Source organism: Campylobacter sp. RM12642 (assembly GCF_020137635.1).
In the GTDB taxonomy this organism is placed as follows: Bacteria; Campylobacterota; Campylobacteria; order Campylobacterales; family Campylobacteraceae; genus Campylobacter_E.
Genome location: NZ_JACGAT010000002.1, coordinates 1 through 19652 on the forward strand (window position 1 = coordinate 1; position 19652 = coordinate 19652).

The 19652-nt window shown below is 26.8% G+C and carries 16 protein-coding genes; 6 read left to right on the plus strand and 10 right to left on the minus strand.

What is annotated here, in order from left to right; translation table 11 throughout:
- From AVBRAN12642_RS00920 to AVBRAN12642_RS00955, 8 genes are all read right to left on the minus strand, one after another.
- A partial coding sequence (locus AVBRAN12642_RS00920) for a cache domain-containing protein (RefSeq protein ID WP_336607828.1) occupies positions 1-1012 on the minus strand: 1012 nt, incomplete at its 3' end.
- Positions 1013-1166: 154 nt separating this feature from the next.
- Entirely contained in the window at positions 1167-1754 is a 588-nt protein-coding gene (locus tag AVBRAN12642_RS00925) for a response regulator transcription factor (RefSeq protein WP_336607022.1), read from the minus strand.
- On the minus strand, positions 1754-3046 hold the full coding sequence (locus tag AVBRAN12642_RS00930) for an HlyD family type I secretion periplasmic adaptor subunit (protein WP_214118428.1): 1293 nt from the start codon (positions 3044-3046) through the stop codon (positions 1754-1756). Before AVBRAN12642_RS00930 ends, AVBRAN12642_RS00925 begins: the two co-directional genes overlap by 1 nt.
- Positions 3043-5178 (minus strand): type I secretion system permease/ATPase, encoded by a 2136-nt coding sequence (locus AVBRAN12642_RS00935; protein ID WP_336607829.1) that lies wholly within the window; start codon positions 5176-5178, stop codon positions 3043-3045. The genes AVBRAN12642_RS00930 and AVBRAN12642_RS00935 overlap by 4 nt, the downstream gene beginning before the upstream one ends.
- A complete protein-coding gene (locus tag AVBRAN12642_RS00940; RefSeq protein ID WP_336607830.1) occupies positions 5175-7067 on the minus strand; it encodes a bifunctional diguanylate cyclase/phosphodiesterase in 1893 nt (630 codons plus the stop codon). Before AVBRAN12642_RS00940 ends, AVBRAN12642_RS00935 begins: the two co-directional genes overlap by 4 nt.
- Positions 7064-7729, minus strand: a complete 666-nt coding sequence (locus AVBRAN12642_RS00945) for a transglutaminase-like cysteine peptidase (protein WP_214120625.1) — start codon at positions 7727-7729, stop codon at positions 7064-7066. Before AVBRAN12642_RS00945 ends, AVBRAN12642_RS00940 begins: the two co-directional genes overlap by 4 nt.
- 3 nt (positions 7730-7732) lie before the next feature.
- On the minus strand, positions 7733-9532 hold the full coding sequence (locus AVBRAN12642_RS00950) for a TolC family protein (protein WP_336607831.1): 1800 nt from the start codon (positions 9530-9532) through the stop codon (positions 7733-7735).
- A 132-nt stretch (positions 9533-9664) separates the two neighbouring features.
- Positions 9665-10966, minus strand: coding sequence for a triphosphoribosyl-dephospho-CoA synthase (locus tag AVBRAN12642_RS00955; RefSeq protein ID WP_336607026.1), 1302 nt, complete (start codon positions 10964-10966; stop codon positions 9665-9667).
- Between the two features lie 61 nt (positions 10967-11027).
- On the opposite strand from AVBRAN12642_RS00955, the gene AVBRAN12642_RS00960 reads away from it, so the two are divergent.
- From AVBRAN12642_RS00960 to citF, 6 genes are all read left to right on the plus strand, one after another.
- Positions 11028-12566, plus strand: a complete 1539-nt coding sequence (locus AVBRAN12642_RS00960) for a sensor histidine kinase (RefSeq protein WP_336607027.1) — start codon at positions 11028-11030, stop codon at positions 12564-12566.
- Positions 12559-13209: a response regulator gene (locus tag AVBRAN12642_RS00965; protein WP_214118448.1), complete on the plus strand. Its 651-nt coding sequence runs from the start codon at positions 12559-12561 to the stop codon at positions 13207-13209. Before AVBRAN12642_RS00960 ends, AVBRAN12642_RS00965 begins: the two co-directional genes overlap by 8 nt.
- A 103-nt stretch (positions 13210-13312) precedes the next feature.
- The gene (locus tag AVBRAN12642_RS00970; protein WP_336607028.1) at positions 13313-14584 is read left to right on the plus strand and encodes a 2-hydroxycarboxylate transporter family protein; all 1272 of its coding nucleotides are present in this window, start codon (positions 13313-13315) and stop codon (positions 14582-14584) included.
- Position 14585: 1 nt separating this feature from the next.
- A complete protein-coding gene (locus AVBRAN12642_RS00975) occupies positions 14586-14831 on the plus strand; it encodes a hypothetical protein (protein ID WP_214118452.1) in 246 nt (81 codons plus the stop codon).
- Positions 14828-15643: an HpcH/HpaI aldolase/citrate lyase family protein gene (locus AVBRAN12642_RS00980; RefSeq protein WP_336607029.1), complete on the plus strand. Its 816-nt coding sequence runs from the start codon at positions 14828-14830 to the stop codon at positions 15641-15643. Before AVBRAN12642_RS00975 ends, AVBRAN12642_RS00980 begins: the two co-directional genes overlap by 4 nt.
- Positions 15640-17148, plus strand: coding sequence for a citrate lyase subunit alpha (citF, locus tag AVBRAN12642_RS00985; RefSeq protein WP_336607030.1), 1509 nt, complete (start codon positions 15640-15642; stop codon positions 17146-17148). The genes AVBRAN12642_RS00980 and citF overlap by 4 nt, the downstream gene beginning before the upstream one ends.
- Positions 17149-17191: 43 nt before the next feature.
- Here the strand turns inward: citF and AVBRAN12642_RS00990 are convergent, their stop codons facing one another.
- Positions 17192-18457 (minus strand): MFS transporter, encoded by a 1266-nt coding sequence (locus tag AVBRAN12642_RS00990; RefSeq protein ID WP_214120169.1) that lies wholly within the window; start codon positions 18455-18457, stop codon positions 17192-17194.
- The gene (locus AVBRAN12642_RS00995; protein ID WP_336607031.1) at positions 18447-19652 is read right to left on the minus strand and encodes a hydantoinase/carbamoylase family amidase; all 1206 of its coding nucleotides are present in this window, start codon (positions 19650-19652) and stop codon (positions 18447-18449) included. Before AVBRAN12642_RS00995 ends, AVBRAN12642_RS00990 begins: the two co-directional genes overlap by 11 nt.

A 19652-nucleotide genomic window follows, 5' to 3' on the forward strand; every position in this document is an offset into this window, starting at 1 on the left:
CGTCTTTAGAAGTGATTGCGATTTTGTTAGCATCATTTTTTTCATAATTTAAAAATTCAAAAAATTCAGTTAAACCATTTTGCATAGCAATCATAGGATTTAAAGATTTTTTGATTAAATAGTATAAAATTCCTATAACTACAATAATAAATATTATAAACTCATAAATCGAATTCATCATACTATTGTGAATAGTATCATCAATATTTGCCTTTGGCATAATTGAGCAAACATCATATCCTGTTAATTTATCTTCTAAACAATAAGCTATATATTCTTTATCATTTTTATTAAATATAAAATTACCACTATTATCATTTTTATAATAATTTTGTAATTTACTTACAAATTCTTTTTTCCATTCAGGATTACCTAAGTCATCTTTATTAGAACTTGAAATAATCTCATCATTTTTATCTAAAATTATAGTGCTAGAATTTTTTAAAGAATTTGCTCTAGTAATCTCATCGCTAAAATCATCAATTAAAATATTACCACCAACAACAGCTACTATTTTATTATCAATTACTACAGGTGCAAAAATAGTTGTAGCTGATTTTTTACTTGAAACATCTTGATATACTGAAGATAAATTTGCTTGTTTTAATTCTAAAGCTTCTTTATACCAAGCTCTAGTTCTACCATCAAAATTAGGGATTAATCTAAAAGTTAAATCAGATTCAGCCTTATAAACATCGCCATTTGTTAAACCTACAAATAAACCTTTAAAATCTAAAATCTTATTATCATCTTCTATTATTTGCTTAATAAAATTTGGGCTTACATCTTTTGCTTCTTCAAATTTTTTAGCAATTTTTTTAATATTATTTAATTTTACATCTATATAAGAATTTATATACAAATTCTTTAAAGTTATATCATTTCTATTTAATTCATTGTAATTTGAATTAATAATAGTTTTAACTCTATTTAATTCGTATGAAGTTAAAATTACTGATGCAATTATTAAAACTGCGGTAAGATATATGGAAATTTTTTGTGATAGTTTCATTTAAATCCTTTTTTGTAATAATTTAAAAAGGCGTAGTATAAATAAACAAAGTTAAATAAAACTTAAGTAATAATAATTATTAATTAAAAATATTAACTAAAAGAATACAATTTTAATCCTATTTTAAACAAGAATTTAAAATAGGACTTTATATTTATTTATCAATATTTTTTAAAGCCATTACGAATTGAATTCTATTCTTAACCCCTACTTTTTGATAAATAGTTGAAGTTATAGCCTTTATAGTTCTTTCACTAAGCTGCAAAATATTAGCAATTTGTGCGTTGTTTAATCCATCTTTTATATAATTTGCAACTACTTTTTCTCTATCAGTTAATAATTCATATAAATCATTATTATCTTGTTTATAGCTTTGATTAATAAGGCTTATCATATTATTAATAATATCAGGCAATAACCATATACCACCATTACTAATACAATTAATTGCATCTATAAAGTGAATTTTTTGCATTCTTGCGTTTGCATACCCTTTAGCATTGCCATTTAAAAACGCTTGAGATTCTATAAAATTTGGATTTTTTGATATAGCTAGGCATTTAAAATTATATTTTGATAATTCTTTTATACTATCAATATTATCGCAAATTATAACATTAGCATCTTTGTATTTAGCTATTATTACATCTAAATAATTTGTTGAATATACATTAAAATCATTCAATATTTCTTCTAAATAAGTTCTTAGCTCTTTATCTTCTACATTTATAATTATTTGCATTATCTTTCCCTTAAAGCATTTTGTTTGGTTTTAAATATTGGTTTTAATAAATAATCTAATATAGTCTTTTTACCAGTAACAATATCAGCATTTACTATCATACCCACCTTAATATTTAGTGGGTGCTCATCTGTTCCTAGATGATTTTTTTCTGTTACGATTTTTACTAAATAAAAACTCTCTCCTTTATCATTGGTTTCTGTATCGGCACTAATTTGCATAACTTGTCCTTCAAGTCCGCCATAAATACTAAAATCATAAGCACTTACCTTAATAATAGCTCTTAAACCTTCTCTTAAAAATGCCACATCAGCAGGTTTAACCTTAACTTCAGCAATCAATCTATCATCAAGTGGAACTATTTCAGCTATATTTTCACCTGGCTTGATTACTCCTGAAACCGTATGAACATTAAGCTTTGAAACTATACCATTTACAGGGCTTTTTACTAAGGTTCTATCAACCCTATCATCAAGACCTATTTGGCTTTTATTAATTCTAGCAATTTCAGCATTTGTTTCGTTTAGTTCTTTTTTAGAATCATTAATAAAACCTAATCTTATTTCATTTAATGTAGCTTCTAATTTAGGCAGCGATAATCTTGCTTGAGATAATTCTCCCCTAATATCATTTAATTGTCTGCTAATTTGTAAATATTCAACTTCACTTACACTACCTTTTTTATAAAGACTATAAGTCAAATCATTTTGTTTAGATACTAAATTATAACTCGTGCTTAGATGGTTGATTTTTGATTTTAGTTCCTTTATTTCGCTTTCTTTTTGAGAAATTTTTTCTTTTAATTGCTCTATATTACTCTCATATAAACTTTGTTCGTTTTTTAAAGTCTGTGGGAAAATTTTATTTACTTCATCTTCGCTTAAAATACTAATATCAAATTCTTTACTATTTGCTTGAGCAAAAAGTCTAATTTTTTTAGCCAAAAGCTCACTAATTTTTACTTCACTCTCGCCTAAAGAACTCTCAAAACTTTTATTATCAATCTTAAGTAATACTTGACCTTTTTTTACAACATCGCCTTCTCTTACTAATAATTCTTGAACTATACCACCTTCTAGGTTTTGAACTACTTGATTTTGACCACTAGGCACTACCTTGCCCTGCCCCCTTGTAATCTCATCAATCTCTGCTACACTCATCCAAGCAATCAAACCAATTACACAAGTAATAATTATATAAAGCATAGTTTTTGTTTTTTGAGAGCTTTTTGATAATACAGCTTGTGATAAGCTATTCATAAAATCTAAATCATCTTTTGTATAGTTTTTCATTTACTAGCTCCTAACTTTGCTAAAACTTCTTCTTTACTTCCATCTAAAACTACCTTAGCATTATCAATTACAATTATTCTATCAACTAGACTAAGAAGTGATTGTTTATGAGTAATTACTATTAATGTTTTATCTTTGCAAGCTTCTTTTAAATTATTTATAACTTTTGCTTCTGTTTGAGTATCTATTTGATTTGTTGGCTCATCTAATAGCATAATAGGTGTATTTGTTATAAACGCTCTTGATATTACAATAGCTTGTCTTTGACCCCCACTTATACCTTCTCCACGCTCATAAACAGGCATATCAAATCCAAGTGGGTGAGAATTTACAAATTCACTAACGCAAGAAATATTTGCAGCTTTTATAATTTCTTCATCACTTGCATAAGGTGCTTTATAAACTATATTTTCTCTTAAAGTGCCTTTAAATAGCATAATATCTTGAGAAACATAGCCAATATGCTCTCTTAAATCCACGGGGTCAATTTGCTCAATATCAATACCATCTACATGAATACTGCCTTTACTTGGCTCATAAAGTCCCATAATTAATTTTTCTATAGTTGTTTTTCCACTACCATTTTTACCAATAATTGCAACTTTTTCTCCAGCATTAATCTTAAAGCTAACATCACTTAAAGATTCTTTTTTCGCTTCTGGATAAGCAAATGAAACATTTTTAAACTCAATACCACCTAAGAAACTATTTCTTCTTACGAATTTTTTGCCATTTTCACGCTCTACTGGCATATTCATAATATCATTAAGGCTCTTATAAGCTGTTTTAGTCTGCTCGTAATTTGATATAAGAGAAGCTACCTGACCCATAGGAGATATTGCACGAGAACTTAAAATCACACTAGCAACAAGACCACCCATACTAAGCTCCATATCCTTAATCATATAAACACCTAATACAACAATAGCAATAGTGTTAAATTGAACTAAAAACCCTGTAACCATAGGAATAGAACTAGATAATAATTTATTTTTTATACTTTTATTAGCAATTTCTCCTGTTGCTTCTTCGTATATCCATTGAGAAGAAGATGCTGCACCTAAAGTCTTAATTGTCTCAAGTGTATTTAAACTCTCAATTAAAACACCATTTTTAAATGCACTTGCTTGATATGTGCTTTCTATTGAAGTTTGTAAAGGTTTTCTAATACTAAATGTATAAATTAAAATAAGTATCATAACAACAACAGGAACTACTACTAAATGCCCTGCTAGAAAATAAATTGTTGCTAAAAATATTATACAAAATGGCAAATCCACAATAGCAGCAATACTAGCATTTGCAAAAAAACTTTTAAGCGTATCAAATTCTTTTAGATTTTGCGCAAAAGAACCAACACTAGCAGGTCTAGAACTTAATTTAATATCCAACACTCTTTCATAAATTAATGAGCTCATAATAATATCGCTCTTTTTTGAAGCTGTTTCTAAAAAATAAGCTCTAACTAATTTAATAATCATATCAATTGTATAAACAACAAATACTCCTAAAGCTAAAACCCATAAAGTCTCAATTGCATTATTAGGCACAACCCTATCATAAACATTCATTGTAAAAAGCGGACCTGCTAAAACAAATAAGTTTATAATAAATGAAGCTAGTAAAACATCTACATAAATTGATTTTGATTTTTTAAGCGTATCCCAAAACCAATGCTCATTAGGGTTATTTTTAAGATTATTTATTTCATTTTTAATAACAAATTCTCTTTTTAAATAAAAAGCATAGCCTAAATATTCTTCTTCAATTTCTGCTTTGCTAACCAATGTAGCTGCACCATCAAATCCTGGAAAAATAATACTTAATTTATCATTATCTTGAAAACTTTGTAAAATACATGCTTTTTGGTCTTTTAGCATTAAAATACAAGGCAATACTAAATTAGGAATATCTTTTAAATCTTTTTTCACTAATGTGCTAGCAAAACCAGCTCTTTTTGCAGCTCTACTAAAAAGAGATTTTTTATTATTTTTTGAAAATAGCTCTATACCGCCTAAATTTTTATCATAAGGCAACCCAGCCGTAAGTGCTTCGGCACTATAAGGATTGTTATAAAGCTTAGTAAGAATAACTAGACAATCTAGCAATTCATCTGTTTTTGTATTTATCATATTTCTTCCTTAACTTTACTTGTGTAATTTCCTTGAACTAAATTAATATTTAATTCTTTTATTTTGTTGTAAGTTTCTTCATCTTCTATACCTATTGCAATTATTTTTATTCCTTTTGAATTTAAGATAATTTCTAAAGCATTTTTAGCCCCGCTAGCATTAACATCTTCTAATAAATCAAGCAATGTTCTTGCCTGAACTTTAATATAAGAAATATTCAATTCATTTAAAATACTTAAGTTTTCTTTGTTTAAAGTAAAATGATCAAGCCCTAAAGCTATATCATAAGTCTTAGCAAATCTTGAAAACTCAATAAGATTTCTAATATTTAATTCCTTACTCATAGCAAGTTCTAAATAAACTTTTTCATTTTTTCTAGTTTTGAATATTTTTTCTAATTTTTGATAATTTTCTGCTTTTATTAAATCATTTGAAATATTTACAGAAATTCCTGATTTAAATTCTTCACTTAAAGCTTTGCTTAATACATAAATATCTAATTCTTTTGATAAATTAAGCTCATTTACAATAGGCATAAAATAAGAAGCATTTTTTAATTCATTTTTATATTTTAATCTCAAATACAATTCTTTATGATATACATTATTATCAATACCTAAAACTTCTTGGCTAGCAAAACAAAAATCATTATTATTCATAGCGTTATAAATAAATGTTCTAAATTGCTCTTTACCTAAGATAATATTATCAGAATTATTTGATTTGTTTAAAGAATAATTAGTCTTATTTTTAATTAACAATAAGTCTAATTCAGCAAGAATTTCATTTAGCTTTTTTCCTTCATAAGAACTTAAAGAACTGCTTATTAAAAACTCACTATCATCAAGTCCAAATTCTTTAAATAAATCTTTTATTTTATTTAGATAATTTACGCAGTTTTCTTCAAAACCTAAAGAATTCTCACCTAAAACAGCAAAATCATTTTCATTAATTGAAAACACACATTCGCTATCAAAAACCTTATCATTATCTCTTAAAATATCTGATAATCTTCCTAAAAATTCCATAGATTTATTAAAACCTAAAATCTTTTTTAGATTATAAGTTTCTTTAATGCTTAATAAAAAGCAATATCCATTTGAATATTCTTCCCTACTTTTAATTGATTCAAATTTATTTATAAAATATCTTCTATTAAATAGCTTAGTTCTTTCATCTTTATAAAGCAAATCATTATATTTATCTAGCGTTTCACTCTCTTTATCAAATATATCTTTAACCTTACCTACCATTGAGTTCATTGCCATTACCATTTTTCTAACTTCTTGGGTAAATGGTAGTTTATTTTGTATTATAAACTCGTGTTCAAGTATAGCTTCTGCTTGTTTTCTAACCTTATTTAGTGGTGCTAAAATCGCTTTTAGTGAAAAATAAATTAAAATCATAGAAACTATAAAAATAATCACTAAATTAATAAACAATTCTTTAAGGGTTGTATAAAGTTGCTCGTAAGCAAATGCAGGGCTAATTTGCACATAAATAGTGCCTATTTTATTCCATTGTCTAATCTCAAAACTCTCAACAGGAGTGCTAATATTTACAAGTTTTACAAATAAATCACTAACTCCATAAAATACTTTTTCTTTACTTTTATCATAAACTATCTCATCATTTGCGTCAGTGAATTTAATTTCTTGATAATATCCACTATCAAAAATAGCATTAATCATAAGCTCAACACTATCTTTATCAACATTATCTAAAGTAGCAATTGATAATCCTAGCGAAGTTGCTGTATGCTTTGCATTTGCACTTAATTGCTCGTTTATAAAATCATTTGTAGTTTGATAGTTTTTAACACCAACAATAGCTATTATAATTAATATAAAAACTATAGCACCTAATAAAATTTGCTTAAATAAAGTCATAAATCACCCTTTTTTAAATTCTCTAAATAACTAGACCAATCTTTTGTATATTTTGAAGATTTTGCCGATAATTTACCGCTTGATGCTTGTTGTGCTAAAAATAAGTCTTTAGCATTAAACGATAACACAGGCTTTAAATCAACTCTTTTATTTGCTCTTTTAATTGAATTTGTATTACTATCTAAAATAAAAGGAATATCGTTAGGTTTTTCATAATATGCTAAAACCATATGAGAAATCCATTTGCCATTTAAATTAGCATATACGTATGTAAAAAATAATTTTTCTTCACTAACTCCTAAATCAAGTAAAGTAAGATATTTTGCGATTACGAAATCTTCGCAATCTCCAAAACCCTTTCCAAGCGATTCAAATCTATTAGCCCAATAATCAGTCTTACCCCAAGTTATCATATCATCTTGCCATTTTATAATACTTGGGTCATTAAAAAATTCATTAACTTTTACTAATTTATTTGCATCATTTGTATTTTGTATATCTTGCATTAACTTATCTAGTTTTTCAAGTCTTTTAACACTAACTTGTCCGTAAGTCTTCTCCATTCTAACATAAGTTTGTGGTTTAATGAATGAAGAACTAGATAAACTAATACCGATAAAAAGAGTGAATAAAATCACTCTTTTAAAAATTCTACTATACATCAATTACTTAATATCAGAGATTGAGCAAGCTTTATTAATGTATTGTTTTGCATAACCATTAACAAAACCTTCAGAAATTACACCCATATTATCAAGCATTTTGTATTGGGTTAATAAAATATTGCTCTTTGTATTAATTAATTCTTTAGCAGCTGAAAAATATTCGCTTTGAGCATCTAATACATTGATTAAATCTCTTTTACCAATTTTAAATTCATCTTCATAAGTTAAAAGTGTAGATTTAGCATATTCAACATAATCATTTAAATAATTTAATTTATCATTACTAATTTTATATGAATTAAATGCGTATGAATTGCTTTCTTCTAATTCTCTTAAAGTAGCATTATAATCCATTTGACTTGCTAATGCTCCGATTTTACTTTTTTCAACATTTAGCTTATCTTGACCTTTATTAAATAGGTTGTATGAAAATCTTAAATAAGCACCTGCTGAAGTATCTTTAGTATCTGCTTGTAAATCTCTAAAGATTTTATCTTTTGCATAGTTTGCACTTAATTCTAAGTCTAATTTAGGTAAATAATTTCCTTTTTTAACCTTTGTTTCATATTCAAGCACATTGATATTTTCAGCTTGAATTCTCACACTTGGATTACATTTTTTACTAATTTCATTTAAGCCTTCAACTGAACTAGGAATTGCATAAGTAAATTCTGGCATTACAAGAGAATTAATATCTACATTTTTACCAAATAATCTTGTAAATCTTGATTCAGCATCTTTAAAATCGTTTTCTGCTGATAATAAGTTATTTTTAGCAAGTGCTAAACGGCTTCCTGCTTGTCTTTCTTCACTAGCTCTTGCAAAACCTGAACTTGTTCTATCTTTGATTAGAGCATAAATATCTTCGTGAGCTTTTACATTTTTTTGTGCTATTTCAAGTAATAGTTTAGTTTTTATCATATCTAAATATGCTTTAGTGCTATCATATACGATTTCATTTGAATTTTGAATTACTTTATAAGCTGTAGAATTTGTAATGTGGCTTTGTTGAGCCTTGCCATTCATATCTTTTCCACCATTAAATAAGTTTTCTGTTAAAACTATTGAAGCATCGTGAGTTGTGCCTGTTCCTTTTTGTTCAGGATTTACATTAACTTTATGCTTTTTATTAACATATCCACCATTTGCATATACATTTAACATTGGATAATATTCAGCACTTGCTATATCTAAGTCTTTTAAAGATTTTAAATATTCTTGTTTATAAGTATTTACACTTGGGTTTGTATCAAGAACACTAGCAATCATTTTATTTAAAGTAATTGAATTAGTGTCTTCAACATTGTTAAATGCAGGAATATTTAAACCATTATCATTTTTTTCATCTAAACTATCTAACATACTTGAAACAGATGAATTATTATCTACAACAGCTGGTTCGCTAGTTAATTCGTCATTGTTTAAATTAGTATCTACTTCGCTATCAACCTTAGCAAATTTAGGTTCATTTGGTTTTCTAGTCGTAAAATAAGCGTCTTTATAGATAGAATTTGAGCGAAGATAGTTTCTAATCTCTGTTACTTTTGATTTAGACATATCAGCAGTTTCAACAACTACGGTGTGATATGTGCTATTATTTGCACTTTGTGGGTCACTAGCTCTTGCTTTTACCACCAATTCATTAGCGTATTTGCTACTATTAACAACTTTTTCAATATTTGATTTTATTTTGTTTAATGTAGCATAATCGTCTTTTTTAAAGCTGGCTATGAATATATTATATTCAGCTGCGTGCAAGCAACTAGCCGCAATAATAGATGTGATTAATGTTTTTTTCATCATTGTTCCTTAAGTTTAAAAATAAATTAAAGGTATTACTTTAATTAATTAAACTTAATATTTCCATAGATTTTTTACTTTTTTTTATAAAAAATTTTAATCTTATATAATTTTTAAGTAATTATTAAAAAATTATTTTATTTTTATAAAATTTAAAAATATTATTAATGATAAAACATCAGCACTTCCACCAAAACTAATGTTTTTACTTGAGTATAAATTGTTTAATTTATTAATAATTTTTATTATTTTACTATCATCATATTTACTAAGTTTTAAGCAAGTATTTTTTACTTGTAAATAATTATCATAATTATAATTTAATCTTTTTATTAAACTCGTATCATCTATTAAATATACGATATAAAATAAAGTCTTTAACAAACTTATATCATTTTTAATCTCAAAAGCTTGATAGAATTTAAAAGCCTTAAAAGTATTTATAAATCCTTTCTCAACCTCATCTCTTATCCCCTTAATCCCAAATCTTTGAAAGCAAATCCCACCGATTGAATTAAGATTGTTGTTTAACTCATTTTGACATAGATTTACGCATAGATCTTTTGTAATTTTTGAGATATTTTCAAGCGATAATTCATCTTCACTTTTGCTACAAGCAAAAATCATAATCGCAAACAAAAATAAAGCACCTTTATGAGTATTTATATTATTTGTGGCATTAAACATAGATTTTTCTGCTATTTGACCTATTTTTTTAAGCCTAATAAAATCATTTCTTTTTGATAATTTTGCTAAAGTATAAAAGCTATCAAAATATTCTCTTAATTCACTTACGCTATCTAAAAAAGTATAAAAGTTCATATCATTATGAGAATTTGAACTAAATCTATCAACCAAGCCGATTTTAGGAGATAAGCTAACTTCATACAATAATGCCTTTAAAGCAGCTTTGCTAAAATTATTTTTAATACTTTTATTTATGCAAATATGCACATAAAAATCATCAAATAATTCATCAAGTTTTTTATATATGCTAGATTTTGTATGAGTGTTATTTCTTTGACAAACTATGGCTAATTCATCACATAAAAAGCACTTCCTACCTGCATTTCTTAACTTAATTGTCTCGTTATTAAAATACACATCAAAATCAAATAATCTTGAAAAATTATATTTATTTTCTAAAGATATAGTAAGTTTTTTTATATTTAAAGCTTCATCATCAATCGCAAATAAGCAAAATAATTCATCTAAATTAACACTATAATTTATGATATTTCCTAAACTAAGCGCTTCGTTAATTCCGAATAAAAACAATTCTTTAACTTCACTAATATTAGCTATTTTATACATATAAGGAAGATTTAGACTAAAGCAAATTACAGGAGTTTTATAAATATTTTCGTATTCAAGTCTTGCATTAAATCTCTTTTCTTTTTGTTCTAAAACTAGCTGAAGCAAATCTTTTTGCATAATTTCAAATTCCTTAAATGATTTTAATATAATGTATCCAAAAAACTATTAGGAATTTTAAATGAGATTATTTACAAAAATTACTTTAACATTTTTTTTAATTTCTTTTATAGTTTTAAGCATTACTTCTGTTTTTATTTTTATACAAAGCAAAAAATTAATTGAAAACGAAATTACTCATAAAATAGAAGCAATATCAAAAACTCTAGCAAAAAATATTGATATAAATAATCCTAATTTAAATGAAGATATAAACAAATTAAGTAAAGAATTAAATCTTGATTTCATAGTAATAATAGATAAAAACCAAAAGCGACTAACCCACCCTAATAAAGATTTAATAGGCACTTTAGTAGAAGGTGGGGACGCTAAACAAGTTTTAAACGGACAAGGACATTATATCTCAATAGCAAAAGGTTCTTTAAAACGCTCAATTAGAAGCTTTAGCCCAATTTATAAAGATAATCAAATTATAGGTGCTGTAATAGTTGGAGTATTCGTAGATTATCTAAATCAAATAATTTTAGAAGAAAATAAATATAATTTTGTTTTGATAATTATTTTTATAATAATCATTTTAATACTAGCAAAAATACTAAATAAAAATATAAAAAACATATTATTAGGTTATGAACCAAAACAAATAGCTAGTTTAGTTGCAAGACAAAACGCTATCTTGCAATCTTTAAATGATGGGATAATTGCAGTAGATGATAAAAACACCATTACTTTAATAAATGATAAAGCTAAAGATATTTTTAAACTAGCCTTAGTAGATAATGATTTAATAGGAAAAAATGCCAATATTATCCCACATTCAAATATGCAAAAAGTATTAAATACAAAAATAGCTGAATTAAATCAAGAGCAAATATTAAACGAAATCACAATTTTAACAAATAGAATTCCATACTTTATAGATAATAATATAGCAGGAGTTGTAGCGTCTTTTAAAGATATAAAAGAAGTTAAAAAATTAGCAAATGAGCTAATAGATGTCAAAAAATACGCCGAAGCCCTAAGAGCAAATCATCACGAATTCTCAAACAAACTTCACATAATAAATGCCTTATTAGAAAATAATAATATAAATGAAGCAAAAAATTATTGTGATGAATTGATTTTAAAAAATAAAGAGAATTTAAATAAATTATTATGCAATATCAATGATAAAGTAATCCTAGCTTTTTGCGAAAGCAAATTCGCCTTTGCAAAAGAATTGAAAATCAATATAAATCTTAATAAAAAATCATTTTTAGATAATTTAAATGATAGTAATTTACAAAATGATATTATTAGCATTCTTTCAAATTTAATAAATAATTCAATAGACGCATTAAGCAATACAGAAAATAAAAATATAGAAATATTTATAAAAAATAATAAAAACTACCTAAAAATTCAATGCAAAGACAATGGCTGCGGCATTCAAAATAAAGAAAACTTATTTACTAAAGGCTATTCTACTAAGGGTGAATTTAGAGGATATGGACTTTATTTATGTGCTAAAATTGTTGCTAATTATGATGGAACAATAAGTGTTAGTAAATTAAAAAATGGAAGCTCTTTTAGTGTAATTTTAAGGATTAATAATGATTAAGACAATAATAGTTGAAGATGATTTGATGGTGCAAGATATTAATAAAAACATTCTTTTATCAGTAAGTGAGTTTAAATTACTAGCTTGTTTTACTAAAGTAGATGATGCTATAAATTATTTGCTAAGTAATGAAATAGATTTAATATTGCTTGATTTAACCTTGCCAAATACTGATGGAATTGAGCTTATTAGAAGAATTAAAAGTGAGTTTAGTAAGATTGATATTATTGTAATTTCTGCTAGAAATGATAGCTTAAGCTTACAAAAAAGCTTAAATCTAGGAGTAATTGATTATATTCTAAAACCATTTAAACAAAATAGGCTTGAAAGCTCACTAAATCAATATAAGTTAAGAAGAAATCTATTAAATAGCAAAATCAATCAAGAAAATATTGATAAAGCTCTTTATAAACAAATTGATGAATTACCAAAAGGAATTGATAAAAATTCTTTAGCTCTTATAAAAGATAAAATAAAAGAATTTAATACTTGGTTTAATGTCAATGAATTAGAAAAACTAACAAATATTTCTAAAATATCTCTTAGAAAATATCTAACTTATTTAGAACAAATTAATTACATTACTTCAAAACTAGAATATAAAGCCAAAGGAAGACCACAAATATATTATAAATTAAACTAATTTACTTATTTTAATTATTTAAAAGCTTTTTTAAATTACTTAAATTTACAAAATCTTAATTCTTCTTAAAATGAAAACTCAAATTATTTTTAAAGGAGTTTTTATGAAAGAAAGACAAATAGGTGGTGTAAATTTATACGCATTTTGTGTATTTGCACTTATTGTATTTTTCACTTGCTATTTTGGAAAACTTCCTAAAGATATGGTAGGCGGACTTGCTATTACTATGATTTTAGGAATACTGCTTGGCGAAATTGGTATGAAAGTGCCTATTTTAAAAGATATTGGCGGACCAGCTATATTAAGCATTTTTGTTCCATCTTGTATGGTTTATTATGGTTTATTAAATCAAAACTCAATAGATGCTATAACATTTTTCATTAAGCAATCTAATTTCTTATATCTTTATATAAGCGTTTTAGTAGTTGGAAGTATATTAAGTATGAAACGAGCAATTTTAATTGCAGGGTTTTTAAAAATGTTTATACCTTTATTTATAGGAACTTTTTTAGCTATTATAGTGGCATATTTAATAGGTTCAATTACTAGTATTGGCGGAGCTCACGCTGTATTTTATATAGCAATTCCTATCTTAAGTGGCGGAGTTGGAGAGGGAATTATCCCACTAAGTGTTGCTTATTCAGAAATTTTAGGCAATGCCAATTCATCAAATATAATAGCACTTCTAGCACCTGCTGCAATGCTTGGAAACTTATTTGCAATTGCTTATGCAGGATATTTAAAAAATCTAGCTCTAAAAAAGCCACATTTAAGTGGAAACGGGCTTTTAGTAAAAACTAAAGAAGAAAATATCAATTCTTTAAATAACGATACCTTGCCTTTTGATATTAAATTAATGGGTGCTGGTTTGCTCGTTGCGGTATGCTATTTTTTAATAGGAAAATTATTAAATATGATAATTTCAATTCCTGCTCCAATTATTATGATTATTATGGCTGCTATTACAAAAGTTTTAAACATAATGCCAAAAAGCCTAGAATACGGAGCTAATTTCATATATCAATTTGTAAGCAAAAACCTAACTTGGGCTCTTTTAGTAGGTGTTGGAGTTATTTGGACACCTTGGAAAGATGTAATTGCTGCAATTAATATTGCTTTTATAATAATTTGCTTTAGCGTAGTTACTACTATGGCACTTACTGGGTATTTTTGTGCAAAGTTTTTAAATATGTTTGAGATTGAATGCTCTTGCGTTATGGTTTGTCATTCAGGACTTGGTGGCACAGGAGATGTTGCAATTCTAGGCTCTTGTAATAGAATGGAGCTTATGCCATTTGCACAGATTTCAACTAGAATTGGCGGAGCTTGCACGGTTATAGCTGCTACATTTTTATTTGCACAATTTGGAGTTTAAGATGATTAGCGTTGGAACTATTGAATCAAATGATTGTTTAATTAATATTCAAAAACATAAGGAATTTCAAATCGTATTTATAAACGAAGAAGAAAATCCTTATGCAAAACATATTAAGAACTTAATTCAAAATTATTGTAAAGAACACAAAAATACAAATGTCTTAATAGAGATAAATGATAAAGGTGCTTTAGATTTTTGTATCTTAGCAAGGCTAAAAACAGCATTAGAAAGGTTAGAAAAATGAGAAGAACATTGCTATTTATACCAGGAAATAATGCAGGAAATATTCAAAACGCAGGATTATTTGGAGCTGATGCTATTATATTTGACTTAGAAGATGCAGTAAGTCCTATGCAAAAAGATAGTGCCTTAAATCTAGTTTGCAATGCCTTAACTAGGCTAAATTATGAATGTGAAAAAATAGTTAGAATTAATTTAGAGAATGCAAAAAACGATATTTTAGCACTATCAAAAACTAAAATTAATAGCATATTAATCCCAAAAGCTGAAAATGTAGAAGAGATTAAAGAACTTATCAAATACACTAAGAATTTAAATCCAAAAATTGAAATTTTACTTTTAATAGAAACTCCACTTGGCTTATTGAATGCTAAAGAATTAGCATTTTTAAATGGCGTTAGTGCTATTTGCTTTGGTGCAGAAGATTATACGAGCGAAATTAATGCAAGAAGAAGCGAGAGTGGAGTTGAGATTGATTTTGCTAGAAATTATTTATTAAATGTATGTAAGGCTGCAAAAATAGATGCAATAGATACTCCATATACAAATATAAATGATGAAAATGGATTAATAGCCGATACAACTTATATTAAAAATCTAGGATTTGATGGCAAATTAGTAATTAGCCCAAGGCATATTGATATTATTCATAATTGCTTTAAACCTAGCGAAAAAGAAATAATCTGGGCTAATCAAGTCCTAAACGCTATAAAAGAAGCCGAACTTAAAAAAAGTGGAGTAATTTCACTAAATGGCAAAATGATTGATGCACCTATTGTTAGTCGTGCTAAAAAGATTTTAAAGGAAATTCTATGAATATTGATTATATTAAAGATTATGGAGAAGTAATTGCTTTTAACGGAGCATTTAGCTTAAAACCTAAAGAAAAATCACTTAAAAAGCATATAAAACTATCAAACCCAACTGATAATAAAGTCTATACAAATGTAAAAGAATTAATCAAAAAAACAGGCTTAAAAAGTGGAGATACAATATCATTTCATCATCATCTAAGAAATGGGGATAAAGTAGTAGGAATTATCTTACAAGCTTGTGAAGAGCTAGGCATAAATGATTTAAAACTAGCAATTAGTGCAATTTTTCCAACTCATGATTTTTTAGTAGAATATGCAAAAAAAGGAATAATAACTCAAATAGATACAAACTATTGCACAGGAAAAGTCGCAAATGCTATTTCTCGTGGAGAATTTAAAAAAGTAGCTATTTTTAGAACCCACGGCGGTCGTGCTAGAGCAATTTATGCAGGGGATTTAGAAATTGATGTAGCATTTATTGCAGCAAGTGCAACTGATAACGCAGGGAATATAAACGGCACTATGGGTAAAAATGCCTTTGGCTCAATCGGTTATGCTATGCCTGATGCAGACTTTGCTAAAGTTAGCGTTGCAGTAAGCGATACTATCTATCCTTATCCATTAAGCAATCCTAGTATTACTCAAGATAAGATTGATTATGTTTTAATGGTTGATGAGATAGGTGATCCAAATGGTATTAAATCAGGCACAACTGATATTACAAAAGACCCAATTCAGCTAAAAATTGCTAAAACAACAGCTAATTTAATAGATGAAAGTGGGCTTTTAAAAGATGGTTTTTCATTTCAAACAGGAGCTGGTGGGATAAGCCTTGCAAGTGCTCATTATGTAAAAGAAATTATGAAAGAAAAAAATATCAAAGGCTCATTTATTATGGGCGGAATAACTGCATATTTAGTTAGTTTATATAATGAAGGGTATTTTAATAATATTTTTGATGTTCAAGGTTTTGATTTAGAAGCTTTAAAATCATTGCAAACTAATCCTAATCATTACGAAGTTAGCTCAAGTTTGTATGCAAACATTCACACAAGCTCTCCTATAGTAAATAGACTTGATTGCGTTGTTTTAGGAGCAACTGAAGTTGATACTAATTTTAATACCAATGTAATGACTAGTTCAAATGGATATATTATGGGCGGAAGTGGTGGGCATAGCGACGCTGCTGCAGGAGCAAAACTAGCAATAATTACTACTAATTTAATTAGGACTAGAAAAGCTATCGTTAAAGAAAAAATAAACTCAATTACAACTCCAGGAGAAAGCATTAATGCACTTGTTTGCGAATACGGAATTGCACTAAATGATAAAACTTTGGCAAAAACCTTAAAAAACTCAAGGCTAAAAATACTTGATATAAAAGACTTAGCTAGTATTGCAAATGATATTTGCGGAGTTTGTGAATATGAAAAATCAAATAAAAGAATAGTAGCCGTCGTTGAATATCGTGATGGCAGTGTAATTGATGTAATAAGACAAGTCTAAAACAATTAAAGAATTTGAAAATTAATTTTCAAATTCTTTTTAATTAAAACTCTTGCCAATTATCAAGACCTAATTTTTTCATTCTTACAACTCCCCAAAAAGCTAAAATACAAGACAATAAAGTCCAAGCAGCAGGAGCAAATAAGCTAAATTTTGCTAAATATGTAATAATTGCCGGAGTAAATCCTGCAAAAAATATTGCAACTAAATTATAAGAAATACTCAAACCACTACTTCTTACATGAGCAGGAAATAATAAACTCATAATAGCAGGTGCTAATCCAACAAAAAAGCTAATTAATAAACATAAAATTATATGAATAGCAAATAATAAAAAAGCATTGCTACTACCTAATAAAACATATAAAGCCAAAAATGGAATAAAAGATAAAAGTCCAATAGAAATCATAAGAGATTTTATAAGACCAATTTTATGTGCTATAAACACTGCAAAAAAACACCCTAATGTCAAAAATATATTTCCTAAAAAACTAGCAGTATAGCCTAATTGCATATCATAGCCTAAGAATTTATGATAAAAAGTAGGCATAAAAATAATTAAACTATAAACTCCAGCAGTCCATAATGTGCTAAAGAGCATACCTGTAAAAATTCTACCTTTATAATCTTTTAATAAATCTTTTAAAGGTGCTTTGTTTTTGTTCTCTTTTTGTTGCTCAATAAAAACTGCACTTTCATTAGATTTATTACGAATATATACGCCAATAGGAATAATCAAAAGCCCGAAAGCAAAAGCATATTTCCAAGCACCATCATAAATATCTTGAGTAGTAAATATAGTAGTAATAATAACTCCAGCTAATGCAGATAATATATTAGCAATTCCAATGGTTGATTGCAAAAATGAAGCATATAATAATCTTTGCTTTTTATCAGCATTTTCTAATAAATAACTAGTTGCCCCACCGATTTCTCCACCTGCACTAAATCCTTGAAATAATCTTGCTACTAAAAGCATAATAGGAGCTAAATATCCTATATCTTGAAATTTTGGAGTTAATACTATAATAATTATTCCTATAGCCATTGTTGAAATAGTTAGCAATAAAGACTTTTTCCTACCATATTTATCACCTATATAGCCACATAGTATAGCACCAATAGGTCTTGCTATAAAACCAACCCCAAATAATAAAAAAGTATTAATCATATTAGTAATTGGGTCTGCTTCTTTTGGAAAAAAATTAGCACTAATATATACTGCAAAAAATGCGAATAAAGAAAAATCATACCATTCTAAAGCATTACCCATAGAAGCTGCTATAACGGTTCTTGTTCTATTTTTCATAACCACTCCTTAATATGTTATTTAAAATAATTTGAGTGCCAATAGCTGCATCTTCAAATGAGCTTTCTTCATCAGGATGATGAGATAAACCATTTTTGCTAGGTATAAAAATCATACCCATAGAAGCTATCTTAGCTATAAAAGCACTATCATGCCCTGCCCCACTTGGCATAATAATATTACTTACTTGTAGCTCATCTGCTGTTTGTTTTAAATTCTTAATAATTAAATCATCAGCAGGAGTAGCATTAGAATCTGATACTAATTTATAATTAGCGTCTAAATCTTTTAGCTTTTCTTCAATCTCTTTAATAAAATTTATTCTTATTAAATCATCTTCACTTCTTAAATCTATACTTATTTTTACACTATTAGAAATAACATTAGCAGCATTAGGCATTACACTACACGCCCCAACGGTTGCCACCGTATAAGCTTGTTTAGAATACTCAATAGCTTTATCATTTAACCATACGATAAATTTTGAAGAATTTAATAAAGCATCTTTTCTTAAATGCATAGCTGTTGTTCCTGCATGATTGCTTAAACCTTTAAATTCCACATTAAATCTTGAAATACCTACAATTTTATTTACAATACCAATCTTAGTATTTAAACTCTCTAACATATTTCCTTGTTCAATATGCAATTCATAACTTTCAATAAGCTTACCTATTCCTAATTCATTAAAAGTTCTAAATGATTTATTACCACCTGATTTGATTATCATATCTGATAATTTAGTATCATTAACTTTAATATCAAGTTGTTCTTTACTCAAATTACCAGACATTCCCCTAGAACCTACGCAAGATAAACCAAAATAATTAGGCTCTTCTCCTAAATAATCACAAAAAATTAAAGTTTTATCTAATTGTATATCTTTTAAAGCTGTAGCAATTACCATAGCAGATACAACACCTAAAACTCCATCAAATCTACCACCACTAGCAACGGTATCGCTATGAGAACCTACTATAATACATTCATTACTTTTGCCTTTTTTAATAGCTAACATATTGGCAAAATCATCATATATAACATTAAGTCCTAAATTTAAAAAATGATTTTTAATATATTTTCTACCTTCTTCATAAGTATTAGTAAATACCAATCTAGTAAAAGGACGATTTGTTTCTGTAATTTTTGCTAAATTATTTATATGAAATTTAATATCATCTGCAAGTATTTTCAT

What these genes read in the sequence shown, in the direction of transcription:
- AVBRAN12642_RS00940 (WP_336607830.1), bottom strand. Translation starts at nt 7,067, where the DNA reads ATGACTTTATTTAAGCAAATTTTATTAGGTGCTATAGTTTTTATATTA.
- AVBRAN12642_RS00950 (WP_336607831.1), bottom strand. Translation starts at nt 9,532, where the DNA reads ATGAAAAAAACATTAATCACATCTATTATTGCGGCTAGTTGCTTGCAC.
- AVBRAN12642_RS00975 (WP_214118452.1), top strand. Translation starts at nt 14,586, where the DNA reads ATGATTAGCGTTGGAACTATTGAATCAAATGATTGTTTAATTAATATT.
- AVBRAN12642_RS00960 (WP_336607027.1), top strand. Translation starts at nt 11,028, where the DNA reads ATGAGATTATTTACAAAAATTACTTTAACATTTTTTTTAATTTCTTTT.
- AVBRAN12642_RS00925 (WP_336607022.1), bottom strand. Translation starts at nt 1,754, where the DNA reads ATGCAAATAATTATAAATGTAGAAGATAAAGAGCTAAGAACTTATTTA.
- AVBRAN12642_RS00980 (WP_336607029.1), top strand. Translation starts at nt 14,828, where the DNA reads ATGAGAAGAACATTGCTATTTATACCAGGAAATAATGCAGGAAATATT.
- AVBRAN12642_RS00955 (WP_336607026.1), bottom strand. Translation starts at nt 10,966, where the DNA reads ATGCAAAAAGATTTGCTTCAGCTAGTTTTAGAACAAAAAGAAAAGAGA.
- AVBRAN12642_RS00930 (WP_214118428.1), bottom strand. Translation starts at nt 3,046, where the DNA reads ATGAAAAACTATACAAAAGATGATTTAGATTTTATGAATAGCTTATCA.
- AVBRAN12642_RS00995 (WP_336607031.1), bottom strand. Translation starts at nt 19,652, where the DNA reads ATGAAAATACTTGCAGATGATATTAAATTTCATATAAATAATTTAGCA.
- citF (WP_336607030.1), top strand. Translation starts at nt 15,640, where the DNA reads ATGAATATTGATTATATTAAAGATTATGGAGAAGTAATTGCTTTTAAC.
- AVBRAN12642_RS00965 (WP_214118448.1), top strand. Translation starts at nt 12,559, where the DNA reads ATGATTAAGACAATAATAGTTGAAGATGATTTGATGGTGCAAGATATT.
- AVBRAN12642_RS00990 (WP_214120169.1), bottom strand. Translation starts at nt 18,457, where the DNA reads ATGAAAAATAGAACAAGAACCGTTATAGCAGCTTCTATGGGTAATGCT.
- AVBRAN12642_RS00970 (WP_336607028.1), top strand. Translation starts at nt 13,313, where the DNA reads ATGAAAGAAAGACAAATAGGTGGTGTAAATTTATACGCATTTTGTGTA.
- AVBRAN12642_RS00935 (WP_336607829.1), bottom strand. Translation starts at nt 5,178, where the DNA reads ATGATAAATACAAAAACAGATGAATTGCTAGATTGTCTAGTTATTCTT.
- AVBRAN12642_RS00945 (WP_214120625.1), bottom strand. Translation starts at nt 7,729, where the DNA reads ATGTATAGTAGAATTTTTAAAAGAGTGATTTTATTCACTCTTTTTATC.